The 16268-nt window shown below is 60.6% G+C and carries 17 protein-coding genes; 6 read left to right on the forward strand and 11 right to left on the reverse strand.

The annotated features are described in order from the left end of the window. Positions 1–8: 8 nt before the first annotated feature. Complete coding sequence (locus ASC90_RS11485) at positions 9–974, reverse strand: aliphatic sulfonate ABC transporter substrate-binding protein (protein ID WP_056539866.1); 966 nt, start codon at positions 972–974, stop codon at positions 9–11. 197 nt (positions 975–1171) lie between these two features. Continuing rightward, the gene (locus ASC90_RS11490) at positions 1172–2137 is read right to left on the reverse strand and encodes an aliphatic sulfonate ABC transporter substrate-binding protein (protein WP_056539868.1); all 966 of its coding nucleotides are present in this window, start codon (positions 2135–2137) and stop codon (positions 1172–1174) included. Positions 2138–2403: 266 nt separating this feature from the next. Between ASC90_RS11490 and ASC90_RS11495 the strand changes: the two genes are divergently transcribed. Together ASC90_RS11495 and ASC90_RS11500 are read left to right on the forward strand one after the other, a co-directional pair. Then, a complete protein-coding gene (locus tag ASC90_RS11495; RefSeq protein WP_056539871.1) occupies positions 2404–3273 on the forward strand; it encodes an NAD(P)-dependent oxidoreductase in 870 nt (289 codons plus the stop codon). Continuing rightward, positions 3270–3968, forward strand: coding sequence for a DNA alkylation repair protein (locus ASC90_RS11500; RefSeq protein WP_056539873.1), 699 nt, complete (start codon positions 3270–3272; stop codon positions 3966–3968). Before ASC90_RS11495 ends, ASC90_RS11500 begins: the two co-directional genes overlap by 4 nt. Before the next feature lie 177 nt (positions 3969–4145). Here the strand turns inward: ASC90_RS11500 and ASC90_RS11505 are convergent, their stop codons facing one another. The 3 genes from ASC90_RS11505 to ASC90_RS11515 form a co-directional block, all read right to left on the reverse strand. Further along, positions 4146–4745 (reverse strand): NAD(P)H-dependent oxidoreductase, encoded by a 600-nt coding sequence (locus ASC90_RS11505; protein WP_056539876.1) that lies wholly within the window; start codon positions 4743–4745, stop codon positions 4146–4148. A 405-nt stretch (positions 4746–5150) separates the two neighbouring features. Further along, positions 5151–6140, reverse strand: coding sequence for a substrate-binding domain-containing protein (locus tag ASC90_RS11510; protein ID WP_056539879.1), 990 nt, complete (start codon positions 6138–6140; stop codon positions 5151–5153). Positions 6141–6185: 45 nt separating this feature from the next. Further along, positions 6186–7166, reverse strand: a complete 981-nt coding sequence (locus ASC90_RS11515; RefSeq protein WP_056539882.1) for an NAD(P)-dependent oxidoreductase — start codon at positions 7164–7166, stop codon at positions 6186–6188. 205 nt (positions 7167–7371) lie between these two features. Here ASC90_RS11515 and ASC90_RS11520 point away from each other — a divergent pair, with 205 nt between their 5' ends. Both ASC90_RS11520 and ASC90_RS11525 read left to right on the forward strand, forming a co-directional pair. Then, entirely contained in the window at positions 7372–8142 is a 771-nt protein-coding gene (locus tag ASC90_RS11520; protein WP_056539884.1) for an ATP-binding cassette domain-containing protein, read from the forward strand. A gap of 39 nt (positions 8143–8181) precedes the next feature. Then, on the forward strand, positions 8182–9180 hold the full coding sequence (locus ASC90_RS11525; RefSeq protein WP_056539887.1) for an ABC transporter permease: 999 nt from the start codon (positions 8182–8184) through the stop codon (positions 9178–9180). 36 nt (positions 9181–9216) lie between these two features. Here the strand turns inward: ASC90_RS11525 and ASC90_RS11530 are convergent, their stop codons facing one another. The 3 genes from ASC90_RS11530 to ASC90_RS11540 all read right to left on the reverse strand — a co-directional run bounded on the left by ASC90_RS11530 (position 9217) and on the right by ASC90_RS11540 (position 10957). Further along, positions 9217–9705 carry an Lrp/AsnC family transcriptional regulator gene (locus ASC90_RS11530; protein ID WP_056539889.1) on the reverse strand — a complete coding sequence of 163 codons (489 nt, stop codon included), beginning with the start codon at positions 9703–9705 and terminating at the stop codon, positions 9217–9219. Between the two features lie 68 nt (positions 9706–9773). Next, positions 9774–10424, reverse strand: coding sequence for a uracil-DNA glycosylase family protein (locus tag ASC90_RS11535; RefSeq protein WP_056539892.1), 651 nt, complete (start codon positions 10422–10424; stop codon positions 9774–9776). Next, entirely contained in the window at positions 10418–10957 is a 540-nt protein-coding gene (locus tag ASC90_RS11540; RefSeq protein WP_056539895.1) for a thermonuclease family protein, read from the reverse strand. The genes ASC90_RS11535 and ASC90_RS11540 overlap by 7 nt, the downstream gene beginning before the upstream one ends. Before the next feature lie 106 nt (positions 10958–11063). Here ASC90_RS11540 and ASC90_RS11545 point away from each other — a divergent pair, with 106 nt between their 5' ends. Then, complete coding sequence (locus ASC90_RS11545; RefSeq protein WP_056539897.1) at positions 11064–12599, forward strand: HAMP domain-containing sensor histidine kinase; 1536 nt, start codon at positions 11064–11066, stop codon at positions 12597–12599. Positions 12600–12602: 3 nt separating this feature from the next. Here ASC90_RS11545 and ASC90_RS11550 read toward each other — a convergent pair whose 3' ends face one another. From ASC90_RS11550 to cobT, 3 genes are all read right to left on the reverse strand, one after another. Continuing rightward, a complete protein-coding gene (locus ASC90_RS11550; protein WP_056539900.1) occupies positions 12603–13721 on the reverse strand; it encodes a hypothetical protein in 1119 nt (372 codons plus the stop codon). 104 nt (positions 13722–13825) lie between these two features. Then, positions 13826–14206 carry a diacylglycerol kinase gene (locus ASC90_RS11555; protein ID WP_056539903.1) on the reverse strand — a complete coding sequence of 127 codons (381 nt, stop codon included), beginning with the start codon at positions 14204–14206 and terminating at the stop codon, positions 13826–13828. Between the two features lie 120 nt (positions 14207–14326). Next, a complete protein-coding gene (cobT, locus tag ASC90_RS11560) occupies positions 14327–15343 on the reverse strand; it encodes a nicotinate-nucleotide--dimethylbenzimidazole phosphoribosyltransferase (RefSeq protein ID WP_056540261.1) in 1017 nt (338 codons plus the stop codon). A 137-nt stretch (positions 15344–15480) separates the two neighbouring features. Here cobT and ASC90_RS11565 point away from each other — a divergent pair, with 137 nt between their 5' ends. After that, entirely contained in the window at positions 15481–16263 is a 783-nt protein-coding gene (locus ASC90_RS11565; protein WP_056539905.1) for an adenosylcobinamide-GDP ribazoletransferase, read from the forward strand. The last annotated feature ends 5 nt before the right edge of the window (positions 16264–16268 follow it).

Genomic DNA, 16268 nt, shown 5'->3' on the forward strand with positions numbered 1-16268 from the left:
GAATGAGTTCAGCTTGCTTTCGGGTGCCACACGATGTCGCTGACATTCAGCTGCTTCGGCACGACGCCGAGCTTGTAGAAATCGTCGGCAAGCGTCTGCTGGTAGGTCAACGCGGCATCGGGGAACAGCGACACCTTGCCGAGGTCGGCCTGGCTGCGCGTCAGCGTCACGCGGGTCACGGCAGCGGGAACGCCGGTGATTTCGGAGAGCGTCTTGACGGTTCCGTCGAGATCCGCCTGCGCGGCGGCGCCCACCTTCGCCAGTTCGTCGATAACATCTGCGACGATTTCGGGATGCTCGGCCGTGAAGGTTCCGTTTCCGAGGAAGTAGCCCCAGTTATCGAGAAGGCCGTCCGACGTCGTCAGGACCTGCGTCTGTGGATCGGCCTCGGCGACGGCAAAGAAGGGATCCCAGATCGCCCAGGCGTCGATCGCGCCATTCTTGAAGGCAGCACCGGCATCGGGCGGCGGCAGGTCGACTTCGGTGATATCTGCGACTGACAGCCCAGCCTTGGCGAGAACCTTCAGCGCGAAGTTATGCGCACTGGAGCCACGCTTGTAGGCAACCTTCTTGCCTTTCAGGTCTTCGATCGTCTGGATCGGTGACCCCTTCTGTACGAGCAAGCCGTGAAAAGCCGCCGGTCCGCGGTATGCGCCGACATACAGCAGGTTGCCGCCTGCGGCCTGCGCGAAGAGCGGCGGCACGTCGCCGGTCACGCCGAAGTCGAGCGCATCGGCGCCAACGGCTTCGAGCAACGGCGGACCCGACGTGAACTCATTCCATTCGACCTTGACGCCCTTGGCCTCCAGGCGTTTCTCCAACGCACCCGTCCGCCTTGCAAGGGCAAGCACGCCAAACTTCTGCCAGCCGATGCGCAACGTCGTCCCGGCGGCCTGCGCCGCCCGCACGTCCGGCAAGATCGCTGTGGCAGCCGCTGCTCCGATAAGGCCGAATGTTTGTCTGCGGGTGACCATCGTTTATCCCTCTACTGATCGCTGGCGGCGCTTTCACGCCGCCGTTTCATGAGGTGATAGTGACATAGACGACCAATTAGATCGACAATATCAATTTTCTATTCTAACTGACTTGAGAGAATAATTTTCCCATCTCACGGCATCGGGGCATCCCCCCATGCCGTGGGTCGCAAAAAGGTCCCAGCGAGCAGGCGCGATCAGCTCGCCTTCGGACGCCAGACGATATCACCGGTCTTCAGCTGCTTCGGCACAATCCCGAGGCTGAAGAATTCGTCGGCAAGCGCCTGCTGGTAAGAGGCCGCATCGTCGGTGATGGTGGAAACGCTTCCAAGGTCCGCGCCCGGCCGCGTCAGCGTCACGCGCGTTATCTCCTCTGGCACACCCGTAATTTCAGAGAGTTCCTTGATCGTCTCTTCAAGCTTGCCCTGCGCCGAACGCCCGACCTTCGCAAGTTCATCGATGACATCGACGATCACCTGACCGTTTGCATCCGTAAACTCGGCGTTTGCAAGGAAATAGCTGTAGGAGTCGACGATGCCTTGAGCTGTCGACAGAACACGCGTGTCCGGATCGGCCTGGGCAATCGCCAGGTAGGGATCCCAGATCGACCATGCGTCGATGCTGCCGTTCTTGAACGCCGCGGCTGCATCCGGCGGTGAGAGGTCGAGAGCCTCGACGTCACCAATCTGGAGGCCCGACTTGCGCAGGATCTTGACGGTGACATTGTGTGCGCTCGAACCGCGCTTGAATGCGACCTTCTTTCCCTTCAGGTCCTCCACGGTCTTGATGGCCGAGTCCTTGCGAACCACGATGGCCGAACCCGCCGGGCTGCCACGATAGGTTCCGACATAGTAGAGATGCCCCCCGGCCGCCTGCGCGAAGAGCGGTGGCACGTCGCCAGTCGCGCCGAAATCAAGCGCGCCGGCACCGAGGGCCTCGAGCAGCGGAGGACCCGACGTGAACTCCGACCAGCTTACCGTGATGCCCTGATCCGCCAACCGTTTTTCGAGCGCACCACGCCTCTTGGCAAGCGCCAGGACACCGTTCTTCTGCCAGCCGATGCGCAATTCACTTGCGGCGGCGCGGGCCGTCCTTATGGACGGAAGCAACGCCGTTGCTGCCGCAGCACCCAAAAGCCCCAGTGTCTGACGACGTGAAATCATGGCAAATCCCCTTTGTTTCCGCGCGTGCCGCCTCTGGTTCAGCCGCCGCATCCGTTTGCGATAACTCCATACTGATAAAATCGATAAATTAGATCGACATTTATATTTGTGATATTTGCCTTTGCTGAAATTTTCCTGACCCGATTTTTTCGGTTCTGCGGAATTTTGTTCCAACATCGACCGCCAATACCTGCCAACGACGGCCTTTTCGCCTGCCTCGCTTTCGGCTAATCCTCGTCCACGGCATTCATGAAAGGAATAGACACATGGCAAAAGTCGCATTCATCGGTCTCGGCGTAATGGGGTTTCCCATGGCGGGTCATTTGAAGGTGAAGGGCGGGCATGATGTCACTGTCTACAACCGCACCGCCGCAAAGGCTGCCTCGTGGGCAGCGAAATTCGGCGGCAAGTCGGCCCCGACCCCGGCCGAAGCAGCCAAGGACGCTGATTTCGTGTTCACCTGCGTGGGCAACGACGACGATCTCCGTTCGGTGACATCGGCGAAGGACGGCGTCCTGCAGTCGATGAAGTCGGGGGCGATCCTGATCGACAACACGACCGCGAGCGCCGATGTCGCGCGCGAACTCTACGCCGCCGCCAGGGAAAAGGGTGTCGACTTTATCGACGCGCCGGTATCCGGCGGACAGGCCGGTGCGGAGAACGGCGTCCTGACCGTCATGTGCGGCGGCGATGAAGCAACCTACGAGAAGGCAAGGCCCATCATCGACGCCTATGCTCGCATGGTCGGACTGATGGGCGCACCGGGCGCCGGACAGCTCACCAAGATGATCAACCAGATCTGCATCGCCGGCTTGGTCCAGGGTCTCGCGGAGGGCATCCACTTCGGCAAGCGCGCCGGACTCGACATCGAGAAGGTTGTCGAGGTGATCTCCAAGGGCGCTGCCGGATCCTGGCAGATGGAGAACCGCCACAAGACGATGAGCGAAGGCAAATACGATTTTGGCTTCGCCATCGACTGGATGCGCAAAGATCTCGGCATCGTCCTTGACGAGGCCCGCAGCAACGGCGCGAAGCTCCCCGTCACCGCCCTGGTCGACCAGTTCTACGGCGACGTTCAGGCGATGGGCGGCAATCGCTGGGATACCTCGTCGCTCCTGGCACGCCTGGAAAAATGATCGGTCCCTCCTCCAGTGCGGCCGACCTGATCGAGCATCTGAGAACGCTGCGCTCGGAGGAAAACATCCGCAGCATGGCACGCTTCGGCATCATCATCGATACCGCGCTCGGCATCTCGAACCCGGACTTGCAGAAGATTGCCCGCCTGTCGAAAAAGGACCATCAGCGGGCGTCCGAACTCTGGCGGAGCGACATCCGCGAGGCCCGTCTGCTCGCGCTCTATACAGCCGATCCGCGGAACCTCACCCAAGATGAGGCGCGCAGCTGGTCCAACGACTTCAACTCCTGGGAAGTCGTCGACTGCGCCGCCGACCTGTACGTCGAGGCCCGGCTCCTGACGCTCATTCCCGAATTCGCGGCCGACGATCGCGAATACGTCCGGCGCACCGCCTTCGCCATGATCGCCGGGGCTGCCGTCCACCTCAAGAACGAGCCGGACGAGACGTTGCTGGCATGGCTGCCTCTGATCGACGCTCACGCTTTTGACTCGCGGAATTTCGTCCGCAAGGCGGTCAACTGGGCTCTGCGCAATATCGGCAAGCGCAGCCACCGCTGCCACGGCCCCGCGCTAGCGCTCGCCGAGCAACTGACAGCACGATCAGACAAGACCGCGCGCTGGATTGGCCGGGACGCCGCCAGGGAACTCACGAGCGAGAAGGTCTTGGCGCGGCTAGACAAGCCCGCCCGAACCTAATGTACCGACGCTGACAGACGATTCACAAATCAGCGCAGGCCGTGAACCGCCGGCTCAAGGCGCATCCGCGCTTCCACTCGCACTTCACGCCCACCTCGGCATCTTGGCTCAACATGGTCGAACGCTTCTTTGCCGATATCACCCGAAACCGCATCAAGGGCGAGACAAGCGTTAGTGTCACACCACTTCCTCCCACATTTCCCGCGCCATCTTTCCAGCCTGTTCCAACCACGCTCGTCGCTCGTCGCGGGAACTTGTGGCCACGACACCAAATAGCGCGCGGCTCACATGCTTCACGCCGCAAAATTCGAGAATGCACCGCCGCCAGATGTGATCGAGGGGGTCGCCGAAGTGATTCTTCTCACGTTCGGCCGGTGTGTTGCCCGTGTTCAGGATCAAAGCAGCACGCGTCCGCAACAGGCCGATCGGATCGTCCCCGTTGTCCGCGCCTTTGGCGAATGTGAAGGCGGCCTCCGGGGCGAACACGCGATCGATCCAGCCCTTCATCATTGCCGGCGGCGCGCCCCAGCAATTGGGATGAATGACAGCGAGCAGATCACAAGCGCGAAGCTCGGCAATATGCGCAGCGACTGTCTTGTCCGCGCTCGACGTGCCCCGAGCTTCGGACGCGGACAGAAGCGGATCAAAACCTTCTGCGTAAAGATCATGAAAGACGACATCACACCCCGCGGATGTCCAAGCCGCCCGCACCGCTTCCGCCAGCGCGTGATTGAAACTATCGGCGGCCGGATGGCAAACCACGACAAGCGCTTTCACGGGCCTCTCCCAAATGTGGTCTTCGTTTTAGGAAGGGTACAAAGCTTACCGCTTGGTCCCTAGGATTTCAGTCCTGCGACAATCGCACCGACGAGAGCCGCAAGGCGCCTCCCCATCCACTTCCGAGGAGCTCAAACCTTTGCGGCCGGCCCATTGTCGAATTCCTGTTGCGAAGCGGCGATGTGCGCAATGCGCGCACCCAACCACTGCATCACATTGGCGATCAACGGGGCGATCTCGCTCCCGATCGGGGTCAACGCGCGTAGCTCACCTGCGGCGGTGTCGCAAGGACGAAACAAGCGTTAGACTCACAACACTAGCTTTCATCCGGCCGGACACAAACAGACTGCCGCGCGAGCCTTTTCGCGCGGCAGTCCCAACGTCATCCAATGGATGCGTTCCAGCTTACTTCTGGATGCAGGTATCCACCGTATCCTTGGTGCATTCGTCGAGACCCGTGAAAACCGGATCTTCGACCGGCTTGCCGGCAATCATGTCCATCATGACTGACGGCGCCTTGTAGCCCATCTCGAATGGCCGCTGGCCGACGAGTGCTGTCACCAGGCCCTCCCGAGCGATCGCGACTTCGTCGCCGATGGTATCGGCGGCACCGATCACGAACTCGTTGCTGGCGATCTTGTCGGCCATTGGCTTGAACAGGTCACGATAGGGCTGCGGCGCGCCGAACAGCGGCCAACCGCCCATGATGCCAAAGGCAGCGAGGTCGGGATTGGCAGCCAGGATATCCGTCATCGCCTGCACGCCCTTGGCGCCGTCGTCGTTGGTGAACACCGGGCAACCGGCCACTTCGGTCCATCCGCCTTCGCCCTTGAGTTCGGTCAAACCCTTCTGCCCGGTGAGCGTGTCACGCATGCCCTGGGCGCGCCGAAGGATATTGTCCGCTCCGGGGTTGCCTTCGATCGTGCAGATCTTGCCGCCCGCCGGCTTGGCCTTCTTGATGTATTCGCCGATGCGCGCACCCATCAGGTAGTTGTCGGTACCCAGATAGGTCTTGCGCAAGGCGGCATCCTCGGCGGCGAGGTCAGCGTCAAGCGTCATTACCGGCACTTTCGGATTTGCAGTCTTCAGGGTCTGTGCGATCAGCTTGGCGTTCGACGGCGAGATCGCAATGGCAGCCGTTTCCGCCTTCCCCAGCATGTCCTGAACAATCTGTGCCTCGCCGGCTTCATCGGACGTCGATGCCGGGCCGGTATAGAAGCACTCATATTCGGAATCGGGGTTTTCCTTGTTCCACTTCTGGCAACCCTGATTGATCGCTTCGAAGAACGGGTTGTCCAACCCCTTGACGACAATGACAAGCTGCTTCTTGGCGGCCAGGGCCTGTCCGGCCGTAAGCGCCAACACTGCAACTGTAAGCAATAATGCCTTCCTCATAGCTTCCTCCCTCTGAAAAAGACGGGCACCCTGCCCGCCAAGTGATCAACCCGGGTACCAGACGATGCGAGGCTCCTCCTCCGAACGCTCGTATCCCCAAGCCGAGTCGATTAGCATTTCGAGATCGTAGACAGGCCGCCAGTTCAGCAGGTATCTGGCCTTGCTGTTGTCCATCCAGTTCGAATGGTACTGGCTTGCAATGTCGACGGAATTCAAGCCGCGCCTACGCGCGAGATAGGCGGCGACCTCGCCGTAGTCCACAGGCCGGTCCATGCCGATATTGAAGAGCTGGCCCTTGGCGCGTGGATTATCGATGGCTGACAGGATCGCCGAAACCAGGTCATCCACGTGAATGAAATTGCGCTTCAACGGACGCCCGTCCGCATCGCGCAGCAATGGAACGGTGCCTTCTCTGGCATAGCGCTCCGCCGCAGCCGGTGGAACGAGTGTCTTCCAGTCAGGCCCTCCGAAGACGTCTTTGCCGAACGAAAGGGAATATTTGAAGTCGTCCTTTTCCATGATCCACGGCGCGCGGAGGCAGCAGCCGTTGATGCCATACTGGATACCGAATTGCTCCAGCATCACCTCCTCGAGCACCTTGGACAGCGCATAGGACCCCGGGTATGCCTGATGCGGCACGGCCTCGGTGATCGGAGCGTCGTGTCGATAGAAGAAATGGCCGATAGCGGCATCGCCGCCGATAAGGATGAACTGACGCGCACTGGCGCTGGTCCGAAACTCCTCAAGCAGCCAGAACAGCCCCTTGACCGTGACGTCCATGACCTCGTCGGGCGTCTCCTTGCATGTGGCAAGATGCACCACATGTGTCACACCGGCGAGAGCCTTGGCAACGGCATCCCTGTCCGCGATCGAGCCGCGGGCGACCTCTACCCGCTCGGTTTCCGGGCACAGCCGATTATGGCAAAGCGCACGTATGCGCGCCTTTGAAAATCGCGGATCGTCGACCAGCCCAGCGATAAAGTGCTGCCCGACCTTGCCAGTGGCACCGGTAACAAGGATCAGCATGTCTCCTCCGCAAATAGCTAATATACACGGACCTGCGATCGTCAATGGAATTGTAGTACAAAACGAATAATTGTAGCGAAGACCGTAAATTAGCGACATTCGATTGACGGTTTCACACTGTTCTGGATAAATGTTTGCGATGTCCGCCAGGGAGGAGACCGGTGGGCGACGGTGCAGATCGAAGCCACGGTATGCGTGCGCTGCGATGTTGAGGGTTTGGGAGGTTAGACGACGAGTGGCAGTTCTCGAGCTCGCCAACATCTCGAAGCATTTTGGCGCCATCCAGGCGGTCAACGATGTATCGTTTTCGCTGGAACCTGGTGAGGTCGTCGGCCTGATGGGCGACAACGGCGCCGGCAAGTCCACGCTGGTCAAGATGATCGCCGGCAATTTCCGGCCGAGTCACGGCATCATGCATCTCGACGGCAGGGAACTCGTCATGCACCGGCCGGTGGATGCACGACAACGCGGTATAGAGATCGTCCACCAGGACCTGGCGCTCTGCAACAATCTGACCGCGGCGGCAAACGTCTTTCTGGGTCGGGAACCGCGGCGCGGAGTCGGCCCGCTACGCATCCTCGACTACAAGGCCATGTACCAGCGCGCGGGCGAGATCTTCAAGGAACTGAAGTCCGAGACGCGCCCGCGGGACCTCGTCAAGCAGATGTCGGGTGGGCAACGCCAAGCCGTGGCGATTGCCCGTACGATGTTGGCGGAAGCAAAGATCGTATTGATGGACGAGCCGACGGCCGCCATCTCGGTCCGTCAGGTGGCGGAGGTCCTGAACCTGATACGCCAGCTTCGTGACAGGGGCATCGCCGTCATTTTGATCAGCCACCGCATGCCCGATGTCTTTACCGTCGCGGATCGGGTGATCGTGATGCGGCGCGGGCGAAAAGTCGCCGACAAGCAGATTGATTCGAGTTCACCCGAAGAAGTCACGGGCCTCATTACCGGCGCGATCGAGCAGGTGTGAACGTCCAAGCGGCAGGTACCACTCAAGCGAAGGTCGACCATGGCAATTACCCTTGATCAGACGATTGCACAGAAGCAGCGCAACTGGCTCGGCGCGATCGTCGGCAGCCAGACATTCTGGGTGCTGATCGCAGTCGCCCTTGCCTGCGTCTTCCTGTCCTTCGCGACCAGTTCCTTCGCGACATCGACCAACCTCTACAACATTACCCGCAACGTCACCTTCGTGGCGATCATCGCCCTCGGCATGACGCTGGTGATCATCACGGGCGGCATCGACCTGTCCGTCGGCTCTGTTCTTTGCCTTTGCAGCATGGTGCTGGCGGTCGTCATGCATGCCGGCTACGGCATCGGCATCGGCATTGCCGCATCGATCGGCACCGCGCTCGTCGTCGGGGCCTTCAATGGCCTCCTAATCGCCTATCTCGGCTTTCCGCCATTCGTCGTCACGCTGGGTATGTTGTCGATCGCCCGAAGCCTGGCGATGGTTGCTTCCAACAACACCGTCGTCTTCCAGTTTGGCCCCGATCACGACAAGCTTTTGGCGCTCGGCGGCGGCGCCTGGTTCTTCGGCATCGCCAATCCGGTCGTCTACATGGCCGTGCTGGCGTTGTTGACAGGCTTCGTGCTTCGCTGGACCAGGTTCGGCCGCTATGTATTCGCGATTGGCGGCAATGAACATGCCGCGACGTTGACGGGCGTCCCGGTCAGAAAGATCAAGGTGGCCGTCTACATGATCTCCGCCCTGTCGGCGGGTGTCGCCGGCATCATCCAGACCGGCTGGCTCGGCGCTGTGACAACAAATATCGGCGCCGGAATGGAACTGCAGGTGATCGCCGCTGCCGTCATCGGTGGTGCGAACCTCGCAGGCGGCGTTGGCACCGCATTCGGTGCGATTGTCGGCGCAGCGCTCATTGAAGTGATCCGCAACAGTCTTGGCCTGTTGGGCATAAACGCCTTCTGGCAAGGCACGTTCATCGGCGGCGCGATCGTACTTGCCGTCCTGTTCGACCGGCTCCGCAATCTCCGGCAGAGCGAATAGACATACGAGCCGCTCCACGCGGCTCGTTGATCCGGCCTAGTCTTCGTTCGACTTGGCGTTGTCGAGGTTCATATAATCGAGCGGCAGTTGCGTCGAGTACTTGATCTGCTCCATGGCGAAGACAGACGAAACATCGCGAATCTCGATCTTGGCGATCATCCGCTTGTAGAAGGCGTCGTAGGCCGCGATATCGGGAACGACGACGCGCAGCAGATAATCGACGTCACCGCTCATGCGATAGAATTCGACGACCTCCGGGAAGTCTGCGATCACCTCTGAAAAGCGCCGTAGCCATTCGATCGAATGCGTCGCGGTACGGATCGACACGAACACCGTGACCTTGGTGTTGACCTTCTCCGGATCCAGGATGGCGACGCGGCGCTTGATCACACCATCCTCTTCCATCTTCTGGATACGCCGCCAACATGGCGTCGTCGACAGGCCGACCTTCTTGGCCAGATCGGCAACAGCCAAAGTCGAATCCTCCTGCAGAAGACGCAGAATCTTGCGGTCGAGACGGTCCATCCAGAAAAGCCCTTTCGAATTTATTTTCTCTTTATAACGCGATTCCGGCAGTTTGAAAGAATTTTGTTTCAGCGGGCAACAAGCGCAATACGCTCGCGCAGCACCGGCAGCAACTCGGTCTCGAACCACGGATTGCGTTTGATCCAGCCGGTATTGCGCCAGCTCGGATGTGGAAGAGGCAGGATGGCGGGTGCGCGGTTGGAGAAGAGCGTCTCGCGCCATGCCTTGACGGTCTCGGTCATGCTTTCACGTCGCGCCGCCCCCAAATGCCACGCTTGCGCATATTGCCCGACAGCGAGCACCAATTCGATCTGCGGCATCGCGGAAATCACCCGCTGGCGCCATCGCGGCGCGCATTCCCGGCGCGGAGGAAGATCGCTGCCCTTGGCATCATAACCCGGGAAGCAAAAGCCCATTGGCACGATGGCGAACCGATCTCGGTCGTAGAAGGTAGCCCGATCGACCTCGAGCCATTGACGAAGCCGGTCGCCGGAGGCGTCATCGAACGGAATCCCGCTGTGCTGGACCCTGAGGCCGGGCGCCTGCCCGGCAATCAGCACCCTCGCCTTGGCGGAAACCACCACAACCGGGCGCGGATCCTGCGGCAGCCGATCGTCGGCACCGCGAAGCGGTGTATCGCGACAGATCCGGCAGGCCGAAATCTGCCGGCGCAAAGCCTCCAGGGCCACCTCGTCCGCTTCGCCTGTCAGGTCTACCATCCGAAAAATCCGAGGAAAGAGCGCGTACCCGATCCCGGTTGCGCATGATCGCGAACACTGCGTGGCATCTCGAATGTTCCGGCCCACATACCGGCCTTCTCGTGCCTTGCCTGCGCCTCCTCCGCCCGATAGCTCCCGTAGGAGACAGCCATACCCCTTCGCACCAGCGCACCGTTGATATCGATTCCGCCAGCATGGCAGACCACCAGCAGCCTGTCGAAGCGGTCGCGCTCGGTTCCCTGGCACCGTGTGTCGCCGGATGCGGCCAGGATCTGTAGCGTCCTCTTCGCCTCCTGGCCGCAGGGCCAGATCGTCTTATTTCGTTCGCACGTCTGGTTGAGTTCCGGCGCATCGATGCCAGAAAGCCGCATCCGCTCCCCGCCGATTGTCAGACTGTCGCCGTCGGCGGCATGAAACTGGCCGGAGTGCACGGTCACGCTCTCATCGTTGAGCTTGGCCGCGATCAGCCAAATGAACCCCAGCATGGCCAGGGCAGTCACGCCGTCCCGGATCGTCCGCAAACCGCGTGCCACGCTTTCGCCTCCTTGAAAAACAAATCCTTGGCAAAGATGGCAAACGCCTTCTTAACAATTGCGGCTTAGGGTGTAGCCATCCGCGGATCAAATTTCAACGTGTGCAATGAGTACCGGCGTCAGCACCTCGACAGATAAGAACATCGTCGACAAGTCACGCAGTCACCGCAACAAGCCCGTTTCAAAGGCTGTTCGGTTGACGCGTGAGCGCCTGCAATCGAGCCACCCCGCGAGCGGTGCCTTCGATCGCGACGTGCTGGTTATGTACGTTAACGCCGTGCTTCAGGGCGCCTCCATCGTACCGCTGTTCGTCATGATCGTCGCCGGCGTTGGCGTCTACCTTACCGAAGACACACAGATCTTCATCTGGGCACTCCTGACACTGACGGCCCATGCCGCCAACGTGTTTCTTGCACGACGTGCCCGCAAGCAGGAGATCAATGCCGCAAGCACGCGGCAATGGCGTCGTGTCTTGTTGCTCGGCCAATTCACGATCGGCTGCTGCTGGGCAGTCTTTGCCTTGGGGGACTGCATTTCATGCCAGCCTTCAAGCTTCGTGCTCTACAAGGGCGCTACGCTGTTCATCGCGCTGTCCGTCACGGCGATGTCGAATTTCATGCTGAAGCCGGCAGTGCTCGTCGCCTTCGCGCCCGTGGTTCTTGGGCTTATGGCCAAGGCCGGTCTGTCCCGCGACATCCTCGAAGTCAGCTTGGCCGCAATCTTCACCACGACCGTCATCTTCTTCAATTATATCAGCGACAGGCTGTTCCAATCGAACCTGAGGATCCTCGCCTTCCAGGCGGAGAAGGATGATCTGATCGCCGAACTCGAGGTGGCAAAGTCGATGTCCGACGAGGCCCGACGTCGCGCCGAAGAGGCAAACCTCGCGAAATCCCGCTTCCTTGCGTCGATGTCGCATGAACTCAGAACCCCGCTCAACGCCATCCTCGGTTTCTCCGAGGTGATGTCCGCCGAGGTGATGGGACCGCTGAACAATGCCACCTACAAGGAGTATACGAGCGATATCCATCGCTCCGGCGAGCACCTGCTGAACCTGATCAACGAAATCCTCGATCTCTCGCGCATCGAGGCCGGGAAGTACGAACTGAGCGAGGAAGCGGTGTCGCTGCTCGATATTTCCGAGGACTGCATCGGCATGGTGCAGCTTCGCGCCCACGGCAAGAACATCACCATTTCCCAGCAGTTCGAGTTCGAGTTGCCTGCCATCTGGGCAGATGAGAAGTCGTTGCGCCAGGTCATCCTCAACCTGCTTTCCAACGCGGTCAAATTCACGCCGCAAAGCGGCGAGGTTCACGTCAAGGTGGGTTGGACAGCCGGCGGCGGCCAGTACATCTCGATCAAGGACAACGGCCCCGGCATTCCCGAGGAAGAAATTCCGATTGTCCTCTCCGCCTTCGGCCAAGGCTCGATTGCGATCAAAAGCGCCGAGCAAGGCACCGGCCTCGGCCTGCCGATCGTTCAGGCAATCCTCGCCAAGCATGACGGCCAGTTCATTCTGAAATCAAAGTTGCGGGAGGGGACGGAAGTCATCGCGATCCTGCCGGCAAAGCGCGTGCTGCAGACAGTACCGGCCATCGAGGATGCACCCGCCGTTTCCCGCAAGCGGCGTAGTTTCGCGTAATGCCTAGTCGACGATCCGCAGGAAGTCAGAGTCGTCCCTGAAGTCCTGCAAGTCGTTGTCGATAGCATTGGGATCCGTCAACGCCTTGAGATGCCGTTTCGCTGGCTCGCTGAGTTCAACAGCCTTGCGTGCGGCATAGAGAACAGAATCTCGCGCGGTCCTGCGCTCATCAGCGGCGGCATTGTCCGGCAAATAATGATGCTTCTGGCCGTATGCGGCAGCCATCAGGAACCAATAGCGCGATAGCCTGATCGCGGGAGTTGATGCCAGCTTGTTGCCCAGTTCGATGGCCTTGAGATAGCCATCGGTCTGATAGAGCAGACTGGCGATGACGTTGAGACTGTCGTTGACGGAAAGGCTCGATGCCCGAGACACATAGGTGATCATCGGATTGTCCTGTGGCAGCGTTATTGCGGCCTCTCTGAAATCGTTCGTCACTTCCACCTTCAGCCGCTCGGCGCCAGGATCAGTCAGTATCGTTTCGACATAGAGGAACAGCGGCGAAAGATAGATGCGGGTGTACAAGTAGAAGAATATGAATCCGCTTACCAAGCCTGCGATAAGCAGGAACGGTCCCACCGCTGGCAGAATGCCGGCGGGTTGCGGTCCTTGTGAAATCGTCACCATTTCCGCCAAGAAGTCACTGAAATCGCGAAATCGATCGCCCAGCGAGTCAACTTCGGTGAGGCCGACACCGACAAGCATCGTCGTGAGCCACTCCGAAATCCGTTCCAGATTCGTATTGGAACCCAGAAGCCGCTCCTTGCCGGCCGCTGGCACCGTCGCACTCTGATAATCCACCGCCGTCGCCTTCGGGTTGGCAGCGGCAATCGTTGAGCCAGCAGCGCCCGCCAAGCTCGCCGAATTGTCTCTCGCCAGAACACGGGGGACCGAGAAGAGGAACCCTAGCAAGCCACCGACAGCGAGCCCCGCGAACATGATGAGCCCACCTACCCCAAAGCCACCGATCGGACCATCGGTTTGCGCAAGGCCAGCAAAAGCAAGTGTTGAACCGGCCGCACTCGCCCCAACTTTGACGAGCAGGACGGCGTGCTTGTTACGCTCGGCCGCTTGAAACGATTCGTTGTAATATTGGTTCCATCTGTCCGCGAAGGTCGTCATTACATCCCCCAGCCTTAAGCAGGAGGATAGCGTAACCGTTTTGCTTTACATCTTCAAGATGCATAAAATATGCACGCAACCAAAAGACGAAATCGGTTGCATAGTCACACGAACAACAGATGCTTCCCGATCGTAAACATCAGAAACGCACCGCAGGCTACGATGACACAAAGGACCGCGAACGAACCGAGGTCCTTCGCATGCTTGCCGACCATGGATATTTCGGGCGAGATCCTATCGATGACTTCCTCGATCGCCGTATTCAACGCCTCGACGGCAAAAAGAATGAGGAAGAGCACGCTGGCTATCAGCAGCTCTGCCAGCGTAGCGCCAACCGCGACCAGCAGCATCAGGGAAACCACAGCAAACAGCAGTTCCTGGCGGAACGCGGCCTCCCTGATCAGCCGCCGAAACCCGCCAAGCGAATAACCGGCGGCAGCGAAGAAATGGCTGAGGCCGGTCAGTTTGTTCACCGCAGGTTTCATGAGCGCCCTCTTTGTCTTGCCGACGGCAGCATCATGGCTGCCGTTTATCAGGAAATGCGAATACCGTTTCCCGGTGCCCGCCGCAAGACTCCGTCATGAACCTGTCACAAAGCTGAAGGCTCAGTGCTGGTTGCTGACGCCTGCCTGGGCAAACGTCGCCATGCCGGAATGGCAGGCCGCCGCGGCCTTGACGATCCCCGCGGCAAGTGCCGCGCCAGTGCCCTCGCCGAGCCGCATGCCAAGTGCCAAAAGCGGCGTCTTACCCAGCATCTCGATGGCACGCAGATGCCCCGGTTCGCCGGAGACATGGCCGATGAGGCAATGATCCAGAGCCGACGGATTGGCGGCCTGCAGGATTGCAGCAGCAGCGGTTGCCACGTAGCCATCGATCAACACCGGGATGCGCTCTACCCGTGCAGCAAGGATCGCGCCCGCCATCGCGGCGATCTCGCGCCCGCCGAGACGGCGCATGATCTCCAGCGGATCGTCAAGGTGATCGCTGTGCAGCGCCACCGCCTTCTCAACGGCAGCAACCTTCCGCTCCAACATCTCGCCTTGGGACCCGGTGCCTGGGCCGACCCAGTCACGCGCATTACCGCCGTAGAGCGCATAGTTGATCGCAGCCGCGATCGTGGTGTTGCCGATGCCCATTTCGCCGATGCAGAGCAGATCGGTGCCGCCTGCGATCGCCTCCATCCCGAAGGCCATGGTCGCGGCGCAGTCGCGCTCCGAAAGCGCCGGTTCCTCGGTGATATCGCCAGTCGGGAAGTCGAGCGCGAGATCGAAAACCTTCAGCCCGAGGTCGTAGGCCACGCAGATCTGGTTGATCGCCGCACCGCCGGCGGCGAAATTCTCGACCATTTGTTGCGTCACCGCCGGTGGAAAGGGGGTGATCCCCTGCTTCGTGACACCATGATTGCCTGCGAAGATCGCCACGAGCGGACGATTGACAGCTGGCGTCCTGCCGGTCCACGCCGCCAGCCAGAAGGCGATTTCCTCGAGACGGCCGAGCGCACCGGGCGGCTTCGTCAACTGCGCGTCGCGCTCGCGCGCGGCAACCAGCGCCTTGGCGTCCGGCCCCGGCAGATCGCGCAGCAGTGCTCGGAAATCGTCGAATGGCAGGCCTGAAACGCTCATGAATGCGGCTTCCTTGTCTTGGCAGGCGAACTTGTCTTTTCGCTGCAAATCAGCTTCTTTCGTCGCCACTCTCATAAAGCCAGCGATGGAGCTGAACAACTCCAAAAGCGCTGCATTTGGTCTGGGGCGGGCGCAGGATGAAGATCAGTAATTACGCGACAGACGTTGCGCGTGCAGTTGCGTTTCTCAGTCGTATTCCGATGCCGCAATCGGCTTTCGCCGGCTTCGACGGCAAGCTTGCCCACGCCGCCCGCGCCTTCCCGCTTGCCGGCATCATCATCAGCCTGCTGCCTGCCGTTGTTTTCCTTGTGATGCTTTCCCTACGGGCCGACCAGCTGATGTCGGCACTCGCCGCCCTCGCGGTCCAGGCCGCGCTGACCGGCGCGTTGCACGAGGACGGTCTGGCTGACTGCGCAGATGGCCTGGGAGGTGGACGAGACAGGGACCACAGCCTCGCCATCATGAAGGATAGCCGCATCGGCACGTACGGCGCGATCGCCCTCATCCTGTCCTTCGCGCTTCGGGCAGCCGCGCTTGCAGCGATTGCCCGCGAGGCGCAGCCCCTTGCCGCTGCACTGGCAATCCCGGCTGTCGCCTGCATCAGCCGCAGTGCCCTTGTCTGGCATTGGCACAGGCTGCCATCGGCAAAGTCCGACGGCATCGCCGCCGCGGCCGGCCAGCCGGGAGAAGGTGCCATGCAGGCGGCACTCGTCTCAGGTTGCCTCATGGCCGCGCTGCTGCTCTGGCCGGGCCTCGGCCTGTTTCCCCTGGTGTGTGGCCTCCTCGCCGCGGGAATGGCCGTCATCGCATTCACTCGGTTCATCCGCCGGAAGCTGGCCGGCCACACCGGCGATACGCTGGGAGCCGCCGAACAGATTTCCGGGATCGCGGTCTTCTGTGCCCTTGCCATGGCCTTGTGAAACCT

The organism is Rhizobium sp. Root1220 (assembly GCF_001426265.1).
Lineage (GTDB): Bacteria > Pseudomonadota > Alphaproteobacteria > Rhizobiales > Rhizobiaceae > Rhizobium.

What these genes read in the sequence shown, in the direction of transcription:
- ASC90_RS11485 (WP_056539866.1), bottom strand. Translation starts at nt 974, where the DNA reads ATGGTCACCCGCAGACAAACATTCGGCCTTATCGGAGCAGCGGCTGCC.
- ASC90_RS11490 (WP_056539868.1), bottom strand. Translation starts at nt 2,137, where the DNA reads ATGATTTCACGTCGTCAGACACTGGGGCTTTTGGGTGCTGCGGCAGCA.
- ASC90_RS11495 (WP_056539871.1), top strand. Translation starts at nt 2,404, where the DNA reads ATGGCAAAAGTCGCATTCATCGGTCTCGGCGTAATGGGGTTTCCCATG.
- ASC90_RS11500 (WP_056539873.1), top strand. Translation starts at nt 3,270, where the DNA reads ATGATCGGTCCCTCCTCCAGTGCGGCCGACCTGATCGAGCATCTGAGA.
- ASC90_RS11510 (WP_056539879.1), bottom strand. Translation starts at nt 6,140, where the DNA reads ATGAGGAAGGCATTATTGCTTACAGTTGCAGTGTTGGCGCTTACGGCC.
- ASC90_RS11515 (WP_056539882.1), bottom strand. Translation starts at nt 7,166, where the DNA reads ATGCTGATCCTTGTTACCGGTGCCACTGGCAAGGTCGGGCAGCACTTT.
- ASC90_RS11520 (WP_056539884.1), top strand. Translation starts at nt 7,372, where the DNA reads ATGTTGAGGGTTTGGGAGGTTAGACGACGAGTGGCAGTTCTCGAGCTC.
- ASC90_RS11525 (WP_056539887.1), top strand. Translation starts at nt 8,182, where the DNA reads ATGGCAATTACCCTTGATCAGACGATTGCACAGAAGCAGCGCAACTGG.
- ASC90_RS11530 (WP_056539889.1), bottom strand. Translation starts at nt 9,705, where the DNA reads ATGGACCGTCTCGACCGCAAGATTCTGCGTCTTCTGCAGGAGGATTCG.
- ASC90_RS11535 (WP_056539892.1), bottom strand. Translation starts at nt 10,424, where the DNA reads ATGGTAGACCTGACAGGCGAAGCGGACGAGGTGGCCCTGGAGGCTTTG.
- ASC90_RS11545 (WP_056539897.1), top strand. Translation starts at nt 11,064, where the DNA reads ATGAGTACCGGCGTCAGCACCTCGACAGATAAGAACATCGTCGACAAG.
- ASC90_RS11550 (WP_056539900.1), bottom strand. Translation starts at nt 13,721, where the DNA reads ATGACGACCTTCGCGGACAGATGGAACCAATATTACAACGAATCGTTT.
- ASC90_RS11555 (WP_056539903.1), bottom strand. Translation starts at nt 14,206, where the DNA reads ATGAAACCTGCGGTGAACAAACTGACCGGCCTCAGCCATTTCTTCGCT.
- cobT (WP_056540261.1), bottom strand. Translation starts at nt 15,343, where the DNA reads ATGAGCGTTTCAGGCCTGCCATTCGACGATTTCCGAGCACTGCTGCGC.
- ASC90_RS11565 (WP_056539905.1), top strand. Translation starts at nt 15,481, where the DNA reads ATGAAGATCAGTAATTACGCGACAGACGTTGCGCGTGCAGTTGCGTTT.